The sequence below is a fragment of the Dickeya dadantii NCPPB 898 genome, from assembly GCF_000406145.1.
GTDB lineage: Bacteria > Pseudomonadota > Gammaproteobacteria > Enterobacterales > Enterobacteriaceae > Dickeya > Dickeya dadantii.
In genome coordinates, this window is sequence record NZ_CM001976.1 from 2,045,479 (window position 1) to 2,064,374 (window position 18,896).

Consider the following 18,896-nt stretch of genomic DNA (forward strand, 5'->3'; position numbering starts at 1 on the left):
GGAGATAAACAATGAAAACGCTGCTGATACTTGATAAATCACTGGGACTGGCGAAAAGCCGTCTGGTGAAAAATTTGCTCGGTGCTGCTGCCGCTAACGCAGGACTTACCCTCACTGAGCAGTTTGCCGACGCGGAGCTGGCCATCGTGCTGGGTGCGCCCGTACAGGCAGACAGTGGTCTGAATGGCAAAAAAGTGTTTGCCGGGGATAGTGAGCTGGCGTTGAGTCAACCGGCGGCGTTTCTGGAAAAAGCCAAAGCGGAAGCGCAGCCGTATCAGGCGCCTGCCGCCGCAGCGGCGGCTCCGGCTACCGCCAAACGCATCGTGGCGGTGACCGCCTGTCCGACTGGGGTGGCGCACACCTTCATGGCGGCGGAAGCGATTGAAAGCGAAGCGAAAAAACGCGGCTGGTGGGTGAAAGTGGAAACCCGCGGTTCCGTGGGCGCCGGCAACCCGATCAGCCCGGAAGAAGTCGAGCAGGCGGATCTGGTGATCGTGGCGGCGGACATTGAAGTTGACCTCAGCAAATTCGCCGGCAAAAAGATGTACCGCACCTCCACCGGTCTGGCGCTGAAGAAGACGGCGCAGGAGTTTGACAAGGCGCTGTCCGAGGCGACGGTGTTCCAGCCGTCCGCCCAGAGCAGCGCGGCGGCCGGCGGCGAGTCCGCCAGGAAAGGCGGCGCAGGCCCATACCGTCACCTGCTGACCGGCGTGTCCTACATGCTGCCGATGGTGGTGGCTGGCGGCCTGTGTATCGCCCTGTCGTTCGTGTTCGGGATTACCGCGTTCAAAGAAGAGGGGACGCTGGCTGCCGCGCTGATGAAGATTGGCGGTGGGTCTGCCTTTGCCCTGATGGTGCCGGTACTGGCCGGTTATATCGCGTTCTCGATTGCCGACCGTCCGGGTCTGACGCCGGGTCTGGTCGGCGGTATGCTGGCGGTTAGCACCGGCGCCGGCTTCCTCGGTGGTATCATCGCCGGTTTCCTGGCTGGTTATCTGGCTCGCGCCATCAGCAACCATGTGACGCTGCCGCAGAGCATGTCGGCGCTGAAACCGATCCTGATTATTCCGCTGGTCGCCACGCTGATCACCGGTTTGATCATGATCTACGTGGTGGGTACGCCGGTCGCGAAAATCCTGACCGGTCTGACCGGCTGGCTGCAGTCCATGGGCACCGCCAATGCGGTCATTCTGGGCGCGATTCTCGGCGGTATGATGTGTACCGACATGGGCGGCCCGGTGAACAAAGTGGCTTACGTGTTCGGCACCACGCTGTTGAGTAGCCAGGTGTATGCGCCGATGGCCGCCGTCATGGCTGCCGGTATGGTGCCGCCGTTGGCGATGGGTCTGGCGACCTTTATTGCCGGCAAGAAATTCACCGCCAACGAACGCGAAGGCGGCAAAGCGGCGGTGGTGCTGGGTCTGTGCTTCATCTCCGAAGGAGCCATTCCTTACGCTGCCCGCGACCCGATGCGTGTGCTGCCGTGCTGTATCCTGGGTGGCGCGCTGACCGGTGCTATCTCCATGGCGATTGGCGCGAAGCTGATGGCGCCGCACGGCGGTCTGTTCGTGCTGCTGATTCCGGGTGCGATTACACCGGTACTGGGCTACCTGTTCTCCATCATCGCCGGTACGGTGGTGGCTGGCGTGCTGTACGCCGTGCTGAAACGTCCGGAAGAGCAACTGGTCAAAGCCTGATTGCCGCTATAACCTGATGACAAACGCCAGTCTTGCGACTGGCGTTTTTTTTTACGTTTTTTCCGCCGGGTCGGGTAATAGCGGTATGATTTTGCCTCGCTTTGGGGGAAGAGAAAGGAGAACCGTATGCCGCGTCACCATGCCAGTCGTGGAATTTTGGTGCTGGAATCGCCCTGGGAGCTGGATGAGCACGATGCCAACCGCTCATCCGTGGTGCCGTTTATTGAAGGTATCGCCAAAGTCGCCGGTGATACCGAGGTGTATTACGCGAATTTCTACGATAAGAAGAGTTTTCGTACCGCACTGCATTGCCTGTGCAAGATCCCGTTCAAAAACATCATTATTTATGTCGCCGCGCACGGTCAGGGAAAGGAGCTTGGCGGCACGCATATCCGGGATGTGCTCATACCGGTAGGTGAATTGTCCCATCGTTTCAATATTACCGGGCTGCTACTCGGCGCTTGTTTCGTGGGCGCGCATACCGATCTAATGGAAACGTTCACCAGCGGCAATCATTTGCGCTGGTGTGCCGGATACGCCTCAGAAACCGAATGGCTGACTGGTACGCTGATTGACTGCGCCATCATCAATCAGATGCTGTCGCTAAAAAAGAATGCCTTTGCAGATCGCGATACTATCGTCGAGAACCTGGCGCTGGCGATTTCTCCCTTCCACGATAAATACGCGATTGGGCGTGATGCGCACGGCAAACCGATGCAATTGCGCGATGCCTTTCAGTGTGTGGTTCAGCCCAGCGGGCAAGGGCATAAGCCGCGCACGGTGTCGGACAAACTCTTCCAACTGGCGGGGCAATTGAGGCGGCAGGAAGTCGAATAAGCGGGCGGCCTAAACGCTGGCCGCCACGTGAATATTTAGGCGAGTGAGTGCTCAGACGACGCTGACGGGCGACTGCTGTGACTTCAGCCAGGCGATTTCCTGCGCCCAGATATCCGGGTTGATGGTTTCCAGAATCAGCGGAATACCGTCAAAGCGCGGGTCGCGCATAATATAGCTGAACACGGTTTTGCCGATGTTGCCTTCTCCCAGGCTGTGGTGGCGGTCTACCCGGCTGTTGAATTCGCTTTTGGCGTCATTCAGGTGCATACCGCGCAAATAGCGGAAACCGACTATGCGCTCCAGCTCGGCAAAGGTGTGCTCGCAATCGGCTTCGGTACGCAGATCATAGCCGCCGGCAAAGGCGTGGCAAGTGTCGATACAGACGCCGACCCGACTTTTGTCTTCCACCTGATCGATGATTTCCGCCAGATGTTCAAAGCGGAACCCCAGGTTGCTGCCCTGACCGGCGGTGTTCTCAATCACGGCGGTCACGCCGGCGGTGGCGTCCAGCGCCAGATTGATAGACTGGGCGATGCGGCTCAGACAGGTGCTTTCGTCGATCTGGCGCAGGTGACTGCCGGGATGGAAATTCAGCAACGTGAGCCCCAGTTGCTGACAGCGCGACATTTCGTCGATAAACGCCGCCTGGGATTTCTGCAAGGCGTCGTCGTCCGGGTGCCCCAGATTGATCAGGTAGCTGTCGTGCGGCAGAATCTGGGCCGGGGCGAACTGATACTGCGCACAGGCGGCCTGGAAGCGATCGATGACGTCCGCCGCCAACGGCGGGGCCTGCCACTGGCGCTGATTTTTGGTAAACAGCGCGAACGCGGTGGCGCCGATGTCATGGGCGCGGGCCACCGCCTGATCCACGCCGCCCGAGGCGCTGACGTGGGCTCCGACATATTTCATGCTTTTCTCCTTTTTATACCCGCGCATTATGACATTACCGCTTAGCCGGCTGTAGCCTTGTTTCACTCATGTTATTTCACCCATGTCATCTCATCTATGTAGCTTCGTTCAGGCGAAGAGATGCTGTACCCCCAGATTGATGGCCGCGCCGCCCGCCACCAGCCAGAGAAACAGGACCGCCGCCAGCAGCAGCGGCTTGATACCGGCCTGTCGCAGCGTGCTCAGGCGCGTAGCCAGCCCCAGCGCCACCATCGCCATGGTCAACAGTGCATTATCCAGTTGCGTCAGCATGGCGACCCAGCCCGCCGGCAGCCAGTTGAGCGAGTTGACCCCGCACATCAACACAAAACCCAGCGCGAACCACGGATAACCGGCGGTGGCGGGCGCGGCGGCCTGATGCGCGGGCTGACGCTGCTTCAGCCACAGACCGAGGAGAAACAGGAACGGCGCCAGCATCATGACACGCAGCATCTTGCCGATGACCGCCGTATTCTCGGTCACCGGGCCGATGGCGTGGCCGGCGGCTACCACCTGTGCGACTTCATGCACCGTTGAGCCGAGGTAGAGTCCGAAAGTCTGCGGGGTAAATAACCAGCCGCTATACTGGATAAAATGTTGGTACAGCCACGGGTAAAAAAACATGGCGGTGGTGCCGAACAGCACCACGGTCGATACCGCCACCGCCACCTTGTCGGCCGAGCTTTTCAGCACCGGCGCGGTGGCCAGCACGGCGGCGGCGCCGCAAATGCTGCTGCCCGCGCCGATCAGCAATACGGTGTGCCGATCCAGCCGGAACCAGCGCTGTCCCAGCCAGCAGGCGAGCAGCAGGGTGGACGTGAGCGTCAGCAGGTCGATCACCAGACCAGCGGCGCCGATGGCGGTGATTTGCTGAAAGCTGAGTTTGAAACCGTACAGGATGATGCCCCAGCGCAGCAGATGATGCCGGGACCACTGAACGCCGGCGTCGCACCGGGGTTGCAGATGTGTGTAGACGGTATTGCCCAGCACCATGCCAACCAGTATCGCCAGCGTCAGGGAACCCAGTCCTAATCCGGCTATCGTCGGTTGGCCGGATAACCATAATACGCCTCGGGTCAGCAGACCGGTCAGGATGATGCCGGTCAGCAGGTGGCCGGCGGCGGACAAAGGGGAAAAACGTTGTACCCTGGAAGAAAATGAAAACATAGTCATACCCGCTCTGAATGGAGGTTGAGGGCACAGCCTATGATCAGCGCACTTAAAATAGAAATTGATTATATATTTATAACCTATAGATATTTACGATAAGAGCCCCTATGCATATTACGTTACGTCAACTGGAAGTGTTTACCGAAGTCCTGAAAAGTGGTTCAACGACCCAGGCATCGGTGGTATTGTCGCTGTCACAGTCGGCCGTCAGCGCGGCGTTGGCTGATCTTGAAAGTCAGTTGGGGGTGCAGCTGTTTGACCGCGTCGGTAAACGGCTGGTGGTCAATGAACACGGCCGTCTGCTGTATCCCAAAGCGCTGGCGCTGCTGGAGCAGTCGGCGGAAATCGAGCAACTGTTCCGGCGCGATAACGGCGCGCTGCGTATTTATGCCAGCAGTACCATCGGCAACTATCTGATGCCGGCGATGATCGCCCGCTACCGGCAGGATTTTCCGGCCATTCCGCTGGAGCTGTACGTGGGCAATACGCTGGATGTGGTGAATGCCGTTTCCGAGTTCCGGGTCGATCTGGGGCTGATTGAAGGGCCGTGCCACCATCCCGATTTAATCACCCAGCCCTGGCGGGAAGATGAACTGGTGGTGTTTTGCGCGCCGGGAAATCCGCTGATCGATCATGAGTTTACGTTGCAGATGCTGGCGGACGCGCCCTGGATCCTGCGTGAACACGGTTCGGGGACACGCGAAGTGCTGGACCATTTGCTGTTGGCACGCCTGCCGCATTTCCGGCTGGTGATGGAATTGGGCAACTCGGAGGCGATCAAGCACGCGGTGCGGCACGGCATCGGCATCAGCTGTCTGTCGCGTCATGTGATCGCCGACCAGCTTGCCACCGGCGCGCTGGTGGAACTGCCGGTTCCTTTGCCGCCGCTGAGCCGCACGTTGTATCTGGTGCATCACCGTCAGAAACATTTATCCGGCGTGCTGCAATGCTTTCTCGGGTATTGTCAGGACGATGACGGTATATAAACAGACTGGCAACATCGGCGTAACCAACCGGGCGTCAATCCAGAGGGATTTCTTATGATGCCGGCTGAGTTATGAAGCTCTCTTATAATCCGCGCTATGCGCTATTCAGCGGGTAGCGGATTGCCTACAATCCGCCCTCAAATTTTCAAGGGCATGAATTGTAATGGCTCAACATGAAACTCACTCCGCCGAACAGCGGGGAACCACACTGCGCCGTGAGCTGAAAGCGCGGCATTTGACGATGATCGCCATTGGCGGTTCGATCGGCACCGGGCTGTTTGTCGCATCCGGCGCGACGGTGTCGCAGGCCGGGCCGGGCGGCGCGATGCTGTCCTATGCGCTGATCGGCCTGATGGTCTATTTCCTGATGACCAGCCTTGGCGAACTGGCGGCATTCATGCCGGTTTCCGGCTCGTTCTCCACCTATGGCGCGCGCTATGTGGAAGAAGGGTTCGGCTTCGCGCTGGGCTGGAACTACTGGTACAACTGGGCGGTGACCATCGCGGTCGACCTGGTGGCGGCGCAACTGGTGATGGGATACTGGTTCCCGTCGGTGCCCGGCTGGGTGTGGAGCGCGCTATTCCTGTCGCTGATGTTTTTGCTGAACTACATCTCCGTTAAAGGGTTTGGCGAAGCGGAATACTGGTTCTCGTTGATTAAAGTCACCACCGTCATCCTGTTTATCGCGGTCGGGCTGCTGATGATGTTCGGTATTCTGCGCGGCGGCGAGCACGCCGGCTGGCATAACTGGCAGATTGGCGATGCGCCGTTCGCCGGCGGTTTTTCGGCCATGATCGGCGTGGCGATGATTGTCGGCTTCTCGTTCCAGGGCACCGAACTGATCGGCGTGGCGGCGGGGGAATCAAAAGACCCGCAGACCAACATCCCGCGCGCGGTTCGTCAGGTGTTCTGGCGTATTCTGCTGTTCTATATTTTCGCCATCCTGATCATCAGCCTGCTGGTCCCTTACACCGACCCGAACCTGCTGCGTAATGATGTGAAAGACATCAGCGTCAGTCCGTTCACGCTGGTGTTCGAGAACGCCGGGCTGCTGTCGGCGGCGGCGGTGATGAATGCGGTGATCCTGACCGCGGTGCTGTCGGCAGGCAATTCCGGCATGTACGCGTCGACCCGTATGCTGTTTACGCTGGCGCAGGAAGGCAAGGCGCCGGCCTGTTTCGGCAAACTGTCGAAAGGCGGGGTGCCGCGCAACGCGCTGTACGCCACCACGGTGGTGGCCGGTCTGTGCTTTCTGTCGTCGATGTTCGGCAACCAGACCGTGTACCTGTGGCTGCTGAATACCTCCGGCATGACCGGGTTTATCGCCTGGCTGGGGATTGCCATCAGCCACTACCGTTTCCGTCGCGGTTACGTTATGCAGGGACTCGACCTGAACGCGCTGCCGTATCGCTCCGGTTTCTTCCCGCTGGGGCCGATCTTTGCTTTCGTACTGTGCCTGATTATTACGCTGGGCCAGAACTATCAGGCGTTTTTGGCTGACAAGATCGACTGGTACGCGGTGACGGCGACTTACATCGGCATTCCGCTATTTCTGGTGATCTGGCTCGGTTACCGGTTGGTAAAAAGTTCGCGGGTGGTGAAATACCGCGACATGACCTTCCCGGAACATACTTTCCCGGAACATAAGTAGCCGTTTCGTAAACAAAAAAGCCAGTCGGATTATCGACTGGCTTTTTTATGAGCGCGTTTTATGAACGAAAGCGGTGGAACTCAAACGCGGGAATGTACCAGTCGCACGCTGCGGTAGACGCTGAGCAGGGTGGCGAACAGCGCCACCAGCACCAGCGGCGCGCCGACATAACCGATTTTATCCATCCCCAGATGCAGGCTGACCTGGCTACCCAGCAGCGCGCCGCCGCCGATGCCGAGGTTGAACAAGCCGGAGAAAATCGACATGGCGACGTCACTGGCGTCAGGCGCCAGCGACAGCACTTTGGCCTGCATTGCCAGCCCGATGGACATCATCGCCAGCCCCCACACCAGACACAGCAGCGTCAGGCCGAACGGATAACCGGACAACGGCATCAGCAACGTCAGACAGGCCAGCAACAGCAGCATAGCGGTCACCAGAAAGCCAATCGGGAAACGGTCGTTGTAGCGGCTGTAGAGCATACTGCCGGCGATCCCGGCGCAGCCGAACAACAGCAAAATCAGGGTGGTGAAGTTTTCCGGCAGACCGGCGACCGTCTGGATAAACGGCTCAATATAGCTGTAAGCGGTGAAATGCGCGGTCACCACCACCACGGTCAGCAGGTAGATACCGACCAGCGCCGGGCGACGGAACAGCTTCGGCACGCTGCCTAGCGAACCGGAATGCTCGCTGGGCAGCAACGGCAGCAGGCGCGCCAACAGGATCATGGCGACCGTGGCGCCGGCGGCGATGGTCAGGAAGGTTACGCGCCAGCCGAGATACTGACCGATGACCCGCCCCAGCGGCAGCCCCAGCACCATCGCCAGCGACGACCCGGTGGCGATCAGCCCCAGCGCCTGCGCGCGTTTACCGGGGGGCGCCATGCGAATCGCCAGCGAGGCGGTAATCGACCAGAATACCGAGTGCGCCAGCGCCACCCCGGCGCGGGAAATAACCAGCACGGTAAAGTTCCAGGCGACGGCGGACAGCAGATGGCTGAGGATAAACAGGCTGAACAGGCCAATCAGTAATTTACGGCGCTCAATACCGCTGGTCAGCAACATGCAGATCAGCGAAGCCACCGCCACGATCCAGGCATAAATGGTGATCATCAGCCCGACATCTTCGGTTTTCATGGCAAAGGAGTTGGCGATGTCGCTCAACAGCCCCACCGGAATAAATTCCGTGGTGTTGAAAATAAACGCGGCGATAGCCAATGTGACCACGCGCAGCCAGGCGGTGGAGCGCGAGGGTGATGCGGATGTCATAACAGGATCCTGAACGGGTGTGACGGGCGTTCTATTGTAGCCAATCGCAAGTCAAAATGCGATTACGATCACATTTCAGCCGAGAGGCACAGGGCCTGAATTGTGATTCGGCGCGCTGCTTTCGACGGACGTTTAGCGTCCGCGCCGATGGCCGGCACAGTCGCGAAGACCGTCGTCGGCGAGGGGCGCCGCGTTCGCTATCGTGAGCGGTGAGGTTTGAGGGCTTACCTATCGGCGAGCCATGCCGGGATGCAATGAAGGCATGATGGCGGCTTTGGGCGGTACCGATGTCGCGATTCATTGCAGGATACCGCCTAATATTTAATATTATTGTGGATAGAATTACGCTGCCAATAATTGGTGTTGGAAATTATGAGAAAGAATGAATATTCTTAGTTCGTTGCGTTTGTTTTTAAATAAAATACATAAATAAAGATTATTTGTTTATTTTGATGACTGGTTATTTGTAGCGCAAAGAAAATATTATTTATGAATATATTTTTGGCGCAAATTCATGGTGCTTTTTATGTTTTCTATTTTAAGGAGGAATGCCGGGAATTTTGCTTTTTTCAGGAGCTTATCGCTCTTGGTTAACATTATTTTCATTTATTTTATATTTCTTTAACTATTTCTTTATTCCTGTCCATAGAAAAAGAAATTGGTGTGCCTAAAAATTACCCTGATAATTATTATATTTTACGGAGCGGTAACGTGCATAAGGTGAAATAGGTTTTTATAATAATGGGTGAAATTGCAGTTGCAAAAGAAAAGCAGGTGTGAGAGCTTTATCACAAGCTTCGATGAGGGAACAGCAATGAGCATATATATTAATGCGGTGGAAACCTATTTGCCTGGTCCGGTTATTAGTAATCAGGAGTTAGGGAATAAAATCGGATTTAAACCTGAGTTAATTAAAAAGCTTTTTGGGAATACTGGTCGGCATTTTTCAGTTAATATGAATACCGGTAAACCTATCGCGTCGTCAGCGGAATTAATTACCATCGTAATCAAGAAACTCCTTTCCAGCGCCGGTATCAATAAAGAACGCATCGATTTTATTATTGTAGCGTCCGCCACGCCGGATACGCTCTTGCCAAGCAGTGTCAATCAGGCATGTCATGCGATGGGGTTTCGGCAGATTGAAACTTACCAGATTATTTCGGGGTGTTCCGGCGCGGTACAGGCGCTCAAGCTGGCTCGTGAGCTGGTGGCGACGCCGGATAATGGCCTGGACAACGGCCTGGTCATCGGGGTTGAGACAGCCTATAAATTCCTGGATGTCTTTGATGAACATGCCGTTAAGAAAGAAACGAAGGAACTGGTGAATTATACTCTGTTTGGCGACGGTGTAGGCGGATGCCTGATTTCCAATCAGCCATCAGCATCCAGTATTGAGATTGAACATATTTCTTTTAAATATCTGGGCGTTGATGAAGCTGTCGGGCAATTGGCTAATTGGCGTGGCTCCCGTAATGATATTGATTATGGCGCTTTGCTGAACGAGGAATATAAGTTGATTGAAAAACTGGTGCCGGTCATTACCCAGGATACGATCAATGCATTGACGGATAAATTAGGTGGGCGTCCGGACTGGCTGTTGCCGCCGCAACTTTCCGGCTCGATGCTGGAGAAAATTTTATCCGATATCGGTTATACGGTAGATGAAATATTCAGCCTGGTGGCTGAAATCGGTAATACCGCTAATGCCGCGTTATTTTTTCAGATAAAAGAATTCAGCGATATCTCCCTTGCCAATGAATGCGGCATTGGTATTTCTGTTGAGTCGTCGCGTTGGCTGGCAGGTGGTCTGATTCTAAGAAACAGGAAAGGTCTTTTATAACATCATGTAAAAAGGACTTTTATCTGTACCCAAAAGAATTTTAGGCGCAGGCCAACCGACAGGCGTGGCGCGCAACGCAATGCGGCCGTAAACCATGTGGAATGAAATCTACTGCGGCCCAAAAAGAACAGGCCCGTAGGTACACCAATGGGCCGAGCCGTGAAGCGGATACGCCTGCAACCTGAAATCTGACGGGATAAAGAGAATAAGGACATTTATGAAACCGAATAATGCATTAAGTCGGATCGCCGCCTCCAAAAAAATCACGGCGGAAGGAAAGCGCGTCGTTAATATCGCCACTTTCAGTAATTTCAATCATAAAGCATTGAATGACTTGATTACGTTCAGTTTGAATGACCTGGGTTGTTATCCATCCTTTTATGACGGTGTTTACAGCGACTACTTTCCCCACGTTTTGGGTAATGCCGCCGACATTAAGACGTTCGGGGCGCAGTTTCATTTTTATGTCCTTGATTCCTCCTTTATCGAAAATGACATTGGTTCACTGCTGCCGGCGGACGATATCCGCGAAAATATCCAGGAACACAAAAGTCGGCTGGCGTATCTGCTGAATTTTTCCGCTACCGGCTGCGATGCCCACGTTGTGCTGAACACCGTCCATATCGCTGAATCGCAGTTCAAACAGATTATCGCGCAGGATCAGCGGGCGGCGTTGAAGCAGCTGATCGGCGAGTTCAACGCGTATCTTTTGGCGTTGGGGCAAACGGAAGATCGCGTGACGGTGGTCGATCTGCAGGAAACCGGCGGGGCAGTGGAGGATGCTGCCACCCGCCGAACGGCGCAGTTACTGGGGCTGGGCGTTGGTCTGGATGCGCTGGACGTCATTGCGCGCGTCGGCGTCGCCGCTATTCGGCACGCGCTGGGGAAAACGCTGAAATGTGTGGTCAGCGATCTGGATAACACCTTGTGGAAGGGCATTTTGGCGGACGATGGCGTCGACGGCATCCTGATGGCGGATAAACATATCGGCACGGGGCACCTACGCTATCAGGAGTATCTGCGCAATCTGTACGATCAGGGCATCATTCTGGCCATTTGTAGCAAAAACGATCGGGAGAATGTGGAGGCGGCGTTTAAACGCCGCGCCGACGAGATGCGTATCTCGCTGGACAAGTTTTCCGTGGTTAGCGCCAACTGGCAGGGGAAAAGCGGCAACATCCAGAACATCGCCAACGAGTTGAACATCTCCCCGGAACACATGCTTTTTATTGACGACTCGGCGTTCGAATGTGCGGAAGTCAAAGCCCGTATTCCGGCAATCACCGTGCTGGAATTTTCCGGCGACGTGGCGGAGAACCTCGCCGCGCTGATTGCCGCCGACTATTTCCTGCGTCCGAGCATCAGCAGCGATGACCGTATGCGCAATCTGAGTTATGCGCAGAACAAACTCCGCACGGAGCTGCAGAAAGATTTTGCGGATGACCACGCCTTTCTGGCCAGCCTGGGGATGACGCTGACTATCCTGCCGGTGGAAGCGTCCACGCTGGATCGCGTATCGCAACTGACGCTACGCACCAACCAGTTCAATATGACGACGCAACGGATGACCACGCAGGACGTGGCCGGCTACCTCGCGCGGGAAGGGCATCTGGCGGTTACGCTGGCGTGCCGCGACCGAATCGGCGACTACGGCACCATTGGCGCGATATTCCTGCGTTTCGACGGCGACGGCTGTCACATCGACAACTTCATCATGAGCTGCCGTATCTTCGGGCGTCAGGTCGAGTTCGCGGCGATGCGCTGGCTGTTCGGCTTATGCCGGGCGCGGGGTGTCGACCGGATTACCGCCGCGTACGGCCCGACCGAAAAAAATAGAAAATTCCAGCGTTTTTATCCGGATTGCGGGTTCGCCGAAACCGCAAGCAATGTGTTCACCGTTATCGACCCGGCGCCTGCGTTGCTGGCCGAGAACAGTAATACCGTCACTGTCAAAGAGGGGGAATGACCATGAAACTGGACGATTTTATCGGCTTTATCAACACCAAAACCGGCATGGCGCTGGCGGCCGAACAGGCGCAGGAAGATTTGACCAACCTTCCGGAGTGGGACTCGTTGACCTTCGTCTATCTGTTGATGGAAATCGAAAAGCAACAGGACGTCAAAATCGATGTCGAGAAGGTATTGCAGTGCACCACGCTGAATGACATTTACAGGGTCGTGAGCCATGAAGTTGCTGAAAGTTTCTAGGGAAAGGCGCCAGACGCTCTCTTTTCTGGCGATATCCAGGGGCATCCCGGCCATTACCGTCATGCGCGAGATCGATGTCTCGCGCATTGTGGCGGGCGGGCTGCAGCGCAGCATGACGGCGATTACCATCAAAGCGATCAGCGAGGCGCTGCGTCAGTTTCCGCAACTGAACACGATGATCAGATTCGGCAGCGACAGCACGCTGATTTGCCCGGATAACATCAGTACCCGGGTGACGCTGGAAAAGGCGCTGAACGGCGTCTCCGGGGTGTATTCACGGGTGATCAAAAATACGGATCGGCTATCTGTCGCTGATATCGAACGGACTCTGCAGCAGTTCAAGCAGGAGGACGCGGCTACCAGCGAGCATTACAAGAAGATTCGCTTTATTCAACGTTTGCCGCCGTTACTGGCCGGTCTGCTGTTGCGGCTGGCGATGCTGTCGCCGGCGCTGCAGGCGGAAACCTGGGGCAGCTTCACCGTGACATCACTGGGGAAAAACAGCCCCGACGCCTGTATCCCCCTATCCGGTTCCACGTTCACGTTTACGCTGGGGTTGATTAACGAAAAGTTGTCGCGAAACGTGCATGAAGTGACGATGTCGCAGGTGGCGAATCTATCGATGATTTTCGACCACCGCGTGCTGGACGGCCGGCTGGCGTCGGAATTTCTGGCGCAGATAAAAAGCAACATGGAAGGTTTTGCACTGGAGTCATCATCATGATGCTTGATGAACTCAAGAATTTTGTGCTGCTGCACAGCAATGTGCTGAATGTCGGCGCGGAAACCCGCTCCATCCTGTCGGATATTCATCATCTGGGCGACGATTTGCCGCATAGCTGGAGCCAGGTGTTTTACCGTCAGGCGCAATACCATGAAAACCAAGGCGAGTTGCTCAAGGCGTGTTCGCTTTACAATCTGGCGCGTTTTCCCTATCCGGAAACACCGCTCCAGCATGAGTGCAACCGGCATTGTCAGCGCTTGTTCCGCCGGCAATATATCGAGAGCGGCACGGTGACGAGGGTCAGTCTGTCGCAGGGGCGCCAGGTGTGCTACGTCAGAAAAAAGAACACCCGCAATGTCGTCATTATTAATGGGGGCATCATCTCGCTGAAAGAGCAGTGGGTGAACCTGGTGGGGCTGTTCGAACGTTTCGACGTTACCGTGGTGTTGACGGAAATGCCGGGGGTGGGGGAAAACCAACTGCCCTATAACGAACAATCTTTCCGCATGTACAGCGATGTGTTGGATTATCTCGCACAGGATCGCTCCGACATCCGGTGCCATATTTTCGGCCTGAGCTTCAGCGGGTTTATCGCGTACAAGAACAGCCTGACCGATAGCCGCATCGTGGGCATCACCATGGCGGGCACGCCGCTGGATTCGCTGTACCACGATCGGGATGTCTATCGGCGGTTGCCTTACGTTACACGGCTGGTTATCGGGCATAACGTGGGGAAAACGCACCCGGAACTGGATGACGACGACAAGGTATTTCGTTATCTCGATAACACCTTCGTGATGCGCCAGGAGGATATCAACCATAACGTCAGGCTGTATTACGTTCAGAGCCTGCGCGACGAAGTGATCCCTAACGTCGAAGCGGACGCGATCCGCCGTTTGTCCCGGCAGCACCATATTCTGTCGCTGGATGACGTGCATGGATCGCCCGGATACGGCAAAACCGTGCGGGTTTATTTACTGTGGTCGTTGCTGGATTCGTTGCGCCTGTCGCGGGTTCTGCTCGGTGTCGCCAGGCTGGGGTTTCGCGTCCTGCGGCGTCTGAAGCGATAGGCGGCGTCTCGCTATGATTCCGCGTGCTGACGCGGATCCCAAACGCGGTAATCGGCGTACGGAGCACCGTGCATAGCCTTTTAGTCTGTAAACCGTTTGGCCTTTTGTCAGTTTGGGGTGGTGATACCGGCCCCGTTTTTTTATGTGCCGCGCCGTCTCGTCGGTCGGCGTGAGGGAGACGAGACGGCGCCGGCGTCAGCGTTTCTGGAAGTAGGTCATCGCCAGCGCCAGTGCCAGCACCAACCCTTTGATGATATCCATGGCGTAGTAGGGGACGGACAACATCACCAGACCGTTTTGCAACACGCCGAGGATCACCGCGCCGATCAGTGTTCCCAGCGCGTTGGGCTTGCCGGAACCCGCCAGCGAAAAGCCGATATAAGCGGCGGCGACCGCATCCATCAGATAACCTCCACCCGCATTGACCTGAGAAGAGCCGATGCGCGATGCCAGCAGGATGCCGCCCAGCGCCGCCAGCAACGAGGAGAGCAGATAGGCCAGCACACGGTAACGCGCGGTACGGATCCCGGCCAGTCGCGCCGCTTCCGGGTTGCCGCCAATCGCGTACATGCGTCGGCCGTGCTTGGTCAGCGACATATACAGCTGCACCAGCACCGTCACCACCAGCATGATCACCACAATCACCGGCACCTGTCCCAGCGTGGCGAACACCTCGGGGATCACGCCTTCCGCCATATCGCCGCTCGGCAGCAGCATATTCTGGGTGATGGAGCCGCCGTAGCTGTAGGTCATGGCGACGCCCTGAATCACGAACAGGCTGGCCAACGTCGCCAGCATGTCGGGAATGCGTAGCACCACGATCAGAAACGCATTGAACAGCCCTACCAGCAGGCATAGCGTCAGCGTCAGCGCGATGGCGGCGGTGGCGCCAAGCCCGTGCCAGACAAACAGCGAAATCACCAGCGCGTTCGCCAGCGAGGCGGTCGACCCCACCGACAGGTCGAAGCCGTCAACCGACAGCGAAATGGAAACGGCTATCGCGATCACCGTAACGATAGCGATGGAGCGCAGGATATTGATGATGTTGTTCGGATCGAGAAAATTGTCCGACGCCAGCCCGAACAGGGCGATCAGCGCCACGACGGTAATCAGCATCCCCCATTTGTAGAACAGGTCAAACAGACGGTGATGAAAGGGCTGCGCCCCGTTGGATGCAAGTGGCTGACTCACGCGGGAGTTCCTCCGGTTGAATAAAGTAACAACGTCTCTTCGTCGGCGTCGGCGCCGTCCAGTTCGGCGACGATACGCCCGTCCCACAGCACGCAGATTCGATCGCACAGGCCCACCAGTTCGGAGAACTCGCCGGAGGCGTAAATCACGCCTTTGCCCTGCTGCGCCAGGGAATCGATCAGGGTAAACAGATCCTGTTTGGCTTTGATATCCACGCCTTTGGTGGGTTCATCCAGAATCAGCACCTGCACGTCGCTGCGCAGCCATTTACCGATCGCCACCTTTTGCTGATTACCGCCGGACAGACGGCGCAATCGCTGCTGCGGCCCGCTGGTGCGGATGGTCAGCCGCTGGATCAGCTCGCGGGCCCAGGCCAGCGCCTGACCGTGCCCGAAAACGCCGTAGCGGGAAAAGCTGTCGCTGGCGCCGATGCTGAGATTCATGGTGACGGATTCGTCGATAAAAATGCCTTCTTTGCGCCGCTCTTCCGGCACCAGCGCAATACCCTGTCGTACCGCGTCGGCCGGCGAGGTGGGGTGCCAGGGCCGGCCCTGATAGCGCCCGGATTCGATGCGGCTGCGGGCAGCGCCGAACAGCGCCTTGCACAGCTCGGTTTTGCCGGCGCCGGCAAGACCGGCGATGCCGAGAATCTCGCCCTGACGTAGCCGCAGCGAAATGTTGTGCAGTAGGGTGTCGTCATGCAGGCCGTCTACCTGCAACAGGATGTCGTTGTCGAGATGTGGGCGGCGCGGCGGAAAAATATCATCCAGCCGGTGGCCCAGCATCCGCTCGACAATTTCTCCGCCGCTCAGCCCCTGCATCGGGCCGCTGCTGACAAATTGCCCGTCGCGCAGCACGGTCAGGGTGTCGCAGATGGCTTTCAGCTCGTGGATACGGTGCGAAATGAAGACGACGCCGATACCGTCCTGCTGCAAACGACGCACTACCGCGAACAGCCGGGCGCTTTCTTCCTGATCGAGCGGAGCGGTGGGTTCGTCAAGAATCAGAAACCGGCAGCGGTGGGAGAGCGCGCGCGCCAGCAGGATTTGCTGTTTTTCCGCCAGCGAGCACCGCTCCAGCCGCTGGCGAACATTGATGCTGACCCCCAGTTGCGCCAGCAGCGCCTGCGCCTGCTGATAGAGCGCCGGCCAGTTGAGCACGTGGCCGCTTTCCGCCAGTTGATCCAGCATGATATTTTCCGCCACCGACAGCGTAGGCACCAGCGCGGCGTCCACTTCCTGCTGCACCAGATGAATACCGTGGCGTTTGGCGTCTCGGGGGGAATGAATTGCGACTTTTTCACCATCCAGCAGGATATCTCCGCTGTAATGGTCATAAGATCCAGAAAGAACCGCCATTAGCGTGGATTTTCCCGCACCGTTGGCGCCGGTCAACGCGTGGATAGAGCCGCCTTCCAGCGTGAAATTCACCTGTCTGAGCGCCGGGAATCCGGCAAAAGAGATGGAAATGTAGCGCATTTCCAGACGCGAACGCGGGTTTATGGACATAATTGACAACAACGGGTTCTTAACAGCGATAATGACGGGAACTTGACGTTGAAAAATATCATATTAACCGCAGAATGGCATGCCTGAATGGGTTGCCGGACGCCTCGGGGAAGAAATGAAAAAGCATAACTTAAGCAAAAACGTTATTAAGACCGACGCCGGTTATCCTTAACTATGGTTTTTCCGCGCAGAGTTCCAGATTAAACAGAACATTATCCAGACCCAACATCATTCGAGGTGCGGCATAACCGGCTGGCGTGTTGAACAATGCACCGGCAACGTGAAGTATGGTGGGGATAGACAAAAATCGATTCAGACAGGAATGCATCCGTAATGAGCACAACTGATATCCGGGTCCAGGTGGGACCGGCCAATTATTTTTCTTTTCCCGGGGCGATTGACAAACTGAGCGAATTTTATCCGGACGAGGTGCTGGCCCGCGCGTTCTGGATACACGGCGAGCGGGCGCTGGCGGCGACGCGCGCTTATCTGCCGGCGGCGTTTTCTGCGCCGACGGCCCGGTCGGCCAGCTTCTCCGCGCATTGCAGCGAAAGCGAGATTGCACGCTTAACCGCAGCGGCGGGCGGTGACCGCTCCGTAGTGATTGGCGTTGGCGGCGGCGCGGTACTGGACACCGCCAAGGTGGTGGCGCGACGTCTTGGCTTGCCGCTGGTGGCGATTCCGACCATTGCCGCGACCTGCGCCGCCTGGACGCCGCTCTCGGTCTGGTACAACGACGCCGGGCAGGCGCTACGGTTCGAGATTTTCAATGATGCCAACCATCTGGTGCTGGTGGAACCGCGTATTCTGCTGGCGGCGCCGGTGGAGTACCTGCTGGCGGGGATCGGCGATACGCTGGCGAAATGGTATGAAGCGGTGGTGTTAAGCCCGCAGCCGGAAACTCTGTCGCTGACCGTGCGTCTGGGATTGCAAACCGCGCAGGATATTCGTGACGTGTTGCTGAACCAGAGCGAATCCGCGCTGAAAGCGGCGCGTAATGCCACACTGAACCAGGATTTTCTGGATGTTGTCGACGCGATTATCGCCGGCGGCGGTATGGTGGGCGGGTTGGGCGAGCGTTACACCCGGGTGGCGGCGGCGCATGCGGTGCACAACGGTTTGACGGTGCTGCCGCAGACGGCGCATTTTCTGCATGGCACCAAAGTGGCTTACGGCATTCTGGTGCAGTGCGCGCTGCTGGGGCAAACCGAGGCGTTGCGTCAGTTGAAAGTGGCGTTTCGGGTGTTCGGGTTACCGGTGTCGCTGGCCGAGTTGGATGTGGATATTACCGATGAGACGGCGTTGCGAGCGGTTATCGCCCGGACGTTACAGGCTGGCGAATCCATTCATTATCTGCCCGGCCCGCTGGACGCTGATACGCTGCTGACCGCGTTTCGGACGGTGGAACTGGCGAACGGCTAATGAAACGACGGGGCGGTTTTTTAAACCGCCCCGTCATGACGGGCTAGGTTATTGCAGTTTGTCATACGGAAAGGAATTCCTGATGTAACGGGCGTAATAACGCGCTTTGGCGTTGGAGGCCATCAACTCCTCGTAAATCATTCGTGCTACGTTTCTGTACCGATACAAACTTCCGTTCAGTAATTCTACTTCTAATGTGCTGGTTTCCGCATCGTAACCTACGGCGAACAGCTCGGTGGAAGATACACGCTTGCGTTGCAAAACAAATTGCTCCCTGTGTTAATGGTTGCGATGTAACGGCAATGTTACTTGCTGTGCTTTTTTGGTCAATGTCGACACCAGAGGGCCGAAAAATCGTCAGCGAAACAGACGAAAGAATGCAAGAAAATCTTATTAT

16 protein-coding genes are annotated in these 18,896 nt (G+C 56.8%); 10 read left to right on the plus strand and 6 right to left on the minus strand.

Translation table 11 applies throughout. The annotated features are described in order from the left end of the window. Positions 1-11 precede the first annotated feature (11 nt). Complete coding sequence (gene fruA / locus DDA898_RS09510; RefSeq protein ID WP_013317625.1) at positions 12-1,697, plus strand: PTS fructose transporter subunit IIBC; 1,686 nt, start codon at positions 12-14, stop codon at positions 1,695-1,697. Positions 1,698-1,823: 126 nt separating this feature from the next. Continuing rightward, complete coding sequence (locus tag DDA898_RS09515) at positions 1,824-2,534, plus strand: hypothetical protein (RefSeq protein WP_038901037.1); 711 nt, start codon at positions 1,824-1,826, stop codon at positions 2,532-2,534. A gap of 51 nt (positions 2,535-2,585) precedes the next feature. On the opposite strand, the gene nfo is transcribed toward DDA898_RS09515, so the two are convergent. Together nfo and DDA898_RS09525 are read right to left on the minus strand one after the other, a co-directional pair. Further along, positions 2,586-3,443, minus strand: a complete 858-nt coding sequence (gene nfo / locus DDA898_RS09520) for a deoxyribonuclease IV (RefSeq protein WP_013317627.1) — start codon at positions 3,441-3,443, stop codon at positions 2,586-2,588. 108 nt (positions 3,444-3,551) lie between these two features. After that, a complete protein-coding gene (locus tag DDA898_RS09525) occupies positions 3,552-4,634 on the minus strand; it encodes a YeiH family protein (protein WP_038911074.1) in 1,083 nt (360 codons plus the stop codon). Between the two features lie 104 nt (positions 4,635-4,738). Here DDA898_RS09525 and yieE point away from each other — a divergent pair, with 104 nt between their 5' ends. Together yieE and DDA898_RS09535 are read left to right on the plus strand one after the other, a co-directional pair. Beyond that, positions 4,739-5,617 carry a DNA-binding transcriptional regulator YeiE gene (gene yieE, locus DDA898_RS09530; protein ID WP_013317629.1) on the plus strand — a complete coding sequence of 293 codons (879 nt, stop codon included), beginning with the start codon at positions 4,739-4,741 and terminating at the stop codon, positions 5,615-5,617. A 163-nt stretch (positions 5,618-5,780) separates the two neighbouring features. After that, on the plus strand, positions 5,781-7,268 hold the full coding sequence (locus DDA898_RS09535) for an amino acid permease (RefSeq protein ID WP_038911075.1): 1,488 nt from the start codon (positions 5,781-5,783) through the stop codon (positions 7,266-7,268). Positions 7,269-7,348: 80 nt separating this feature from the next. On the opposite strand, the gene DDA898_RS09540 is transcribed toward DDA898_RS09535, so the two are convergent. Next, positions 7,349-8,536, minus strand: coding sequence for a sugar transporter (locus tag DDA898_RS09540; RefSeq protein ID WP_038911076.1), 1,188 nt, complete (start codon positions 8,534-8,536; stop codon positions 7,349-7,351). Positions 8,537-9,350: 814 nt separating this feature from the next. Here DDA898_RS09540 and DDA898_RS09545 point away from each other — a divergent pair. From DDA898_RS09545 to DDA898_RS09565, 5 genes are all read left to right on the plus strand, one after another. After that, positions 9,351-10,376 (plus strand): 3-oxoacyl-ACP synthase, encoded by a 1,026-nt coding sequence (locus tag DDA898_RS09545; RefSeq protein ID WP_038901044.1) that lies wholly within the window; start codon positions 9,351-9,353, stop codon positions 10,374-10,376. Between the two features lie 217 nt (positions 10,377-10,593). Beyond that, complete coding sequence (locus DDA898_RS09550) at positions 10,594-12,342, plus strand: HAD-IIIC family phosphatase (RefSeq protein ID WP_038911078.1); 1,749 nt, start codon at positions 10,594-10,596, stop codon at positions 12,340-12,342. After that, positions 12,339-12,584: a phosphopantetheine-binding protein gene (locus DDA898_RS09555; protein WP_236616725.1), complete on the plus strand. Its 246-nt coding sequence runs from the start codon at positions 12,339-12,341 to the stop codon at positions 12,582-12,584. The genes DDA898_RS09550 and DDA898_RS09555 overlap by 4 nt, the downstream gene beginning before the upstream one ends. After that, positions 12,562-13,308 carry a 2-oxo acid dehydrogenase subunit E2 gene (locus DDA898_RS09560; RefSeq protein ID WP_038911080.1) on the plus strand — a complete coding sequence of 249 codons (747 nt, stop codon included), beginning with the start codon at positions 12,562-12,564 and terminating at the stop codon, positions 13,306-13,308. Before DDA898_RS09555 ends, DDA898_RS09560 begins: the two co-directional genes overlap by 23 nt. Further along, complete coding sequence (locus DDA898_RS09565; protein WP_038911081.1) at positions 13,305-14,378, plus strand: alpha/beta hydrolase family protein; 1,074 nt, start codon at positions 13,305-13,307, stop codon at positions 14,376-14,378. Before DDA898_RS09560 ends, DDA898_RS09565 begins: the two co-directional genes overlap by 4 nt. Before the next feature lie 195 nt (positions 14,379-14,573). Here the strand turns inward: DDA898_RS09565 and DDA898_RS09570 are convergent, their stop codons facing one another. Both DDA898_RS09570 and DDA898_RS09575 read right to left on the minus strand, forming a co-directional pair. Next, positions 14,574-15,494 carry an ABC transporter permease gene (locus tag DDA898_RS09570; RefSeq protein WP_438830423.1) on the minus strand — a complete coding sequence of 307 codons (921 nt, stop codon included), beginning with the start codon at positions 15,492-15,494 and terminating at the stop codon, positions 14,574-14,576. Between the two features lie 71 nt (positions 15,495-15,565). After that, a complete protein-coding gene (locus tag DDA898_RS09575; protein WP_038911083.1) occupies positions 15,566-17,077 on the minus strand; it encodes a sugar ABC transporter ATP-binding protein in 1,512 nt (503 codons plus the stop codon). A 333-nt stretch (positions 17,078-17,410) separates the two neighbouring features. Between DDA898_RS09575 and DDA898_RS09580 the strand changes: the two genes are divergently transcribed. Beyond that, positions 17,411-18,499, plus strand: coding sequence for an oxidoreductase (locus DDA898_RS09580; RefSeq protein ID WP_038911084.1), 1,089 nt, complete (start codon positions 17,411-17,413; stop codon positions 18,497-18,499). Positions 18,500-18,547: 48 nt separating this feature from the next. Here the strand turns inward: DDA898_RS09580 and DDA898_RS09585 are convergent, their stop codons facing one another. Next, entirely contained in the window at positions 18,548-18,760 is a 213-nt protein-coding gene (locus DDA898_RS09585; protein WP_038901050.1) for a KTSC domain-containing protein, read from the minus strand. Between the last annotated feature and the right edge of the window lie 136 nt (positions 18,761-18,896).

Bases quoted from the DNA above. Each gene is read 5' to 3' on its own strand.
- DDA898_RS09545 (WP_038901044.1), top strand. From the start codon at position 9,351: ATGAGCATATATATTAATGCGGTGGAAACCTATTTGCCTGGTCCGGTT.
- yieE (WP_013317629.1), top strand. From the start codon at position 4,739: ATGCATATTACGTTACGTCAACTGGAAGTGTTTACCGAAGTCCTGAAA.
- DDA898_RS09540 (WP_038911076.1), bottom strand. From the start codon at position 8,536: ATGACATCCGCATCACCCTCGCGCTCCACCGCCTGGCTGCGCGTGGTC.
- nfo (WP_013317627.1), bottom strand. From the start codon at position 3,443: ATGAAATATGTCGGAGCCCACGTCAGCGCCTCGGGCGGCGTGGATCAG.
- DDA898_RS09525 (WP_038911074.1), bottom strand. From the start codon at position 4,634: ATGACTATGTTTTCATTTTCTTCCAGGGTACAACGTTTTTCCCCTTTG.
- DDA898_RS09570 (WP_438830423.1), bottom strand. From the start codon at position 15,494: ATGCTGATTACCGTCGTGGCGCTGATCGCCCTGTTCGGGCTGGCGTCG.
- DDA898_RS09580 (WP_038911084.1), top strand. From the start codon at position 17,411: ATGAGCACAACTGATATCCGGGTCCAGGTGGGACCGGCCAATTATTTT.
- fruA (WP_013317625.1), top strand. From the start codon at position 12: ATGAAAACGCTGCTGATACTTGATAAATCACTGGGACTGGCGAAAAGC.
- DDA898_RS09555 (WP_236616725.1), top strand. From the start codon at position 12,339: ATGACCATGAAACTGGACGATTTTATCGGCTTTATCAACACCAAAACC.
- DDA898_RS09560 (WP_038911080.1), top strand. From the start codon at position 12,562: ATGAAGTTGCTGAAAGTTTCTAGGGAAAGGCGCCAGACGCTCTCTTTT.
- DDA898_RS09550 (WP_038911078.1), top strand. From the start codon at position 10,594: ATGAAACCGAATAATGCATTAAGTCGGATCGCCGCCTCCAAAAAAATC.
- DDA898_RS09535 (WP_038911075.1), top strand. From the start codon at position 5,781: ATGGCTCAACATGAAACTCACTCCGCCGAACAGCGGGGAACCACACTG.
- DDA898_RS09565 (WP_038911081.1), top strand. From the start codon at position 13,305: ATGATGCTTGATGAACTCAAGAATTTTGTGCTGCTGCACAGCAATGTG.
- DDA898_RS09515 (WP_038901037.1), top strand. From the start codon at position 1,824: ATGCCGCGTCACCATGCCAGTCGTGGAATTTTGGTGCTGGAATCGCCC.
- DDA898_RS09575 (WP_038911083.1), bottom strand. From the start codon at position 17,077: ATGTCCATAAACCCGCGTTCGCGTCTGGAAATGCGCTACATTTCCATC.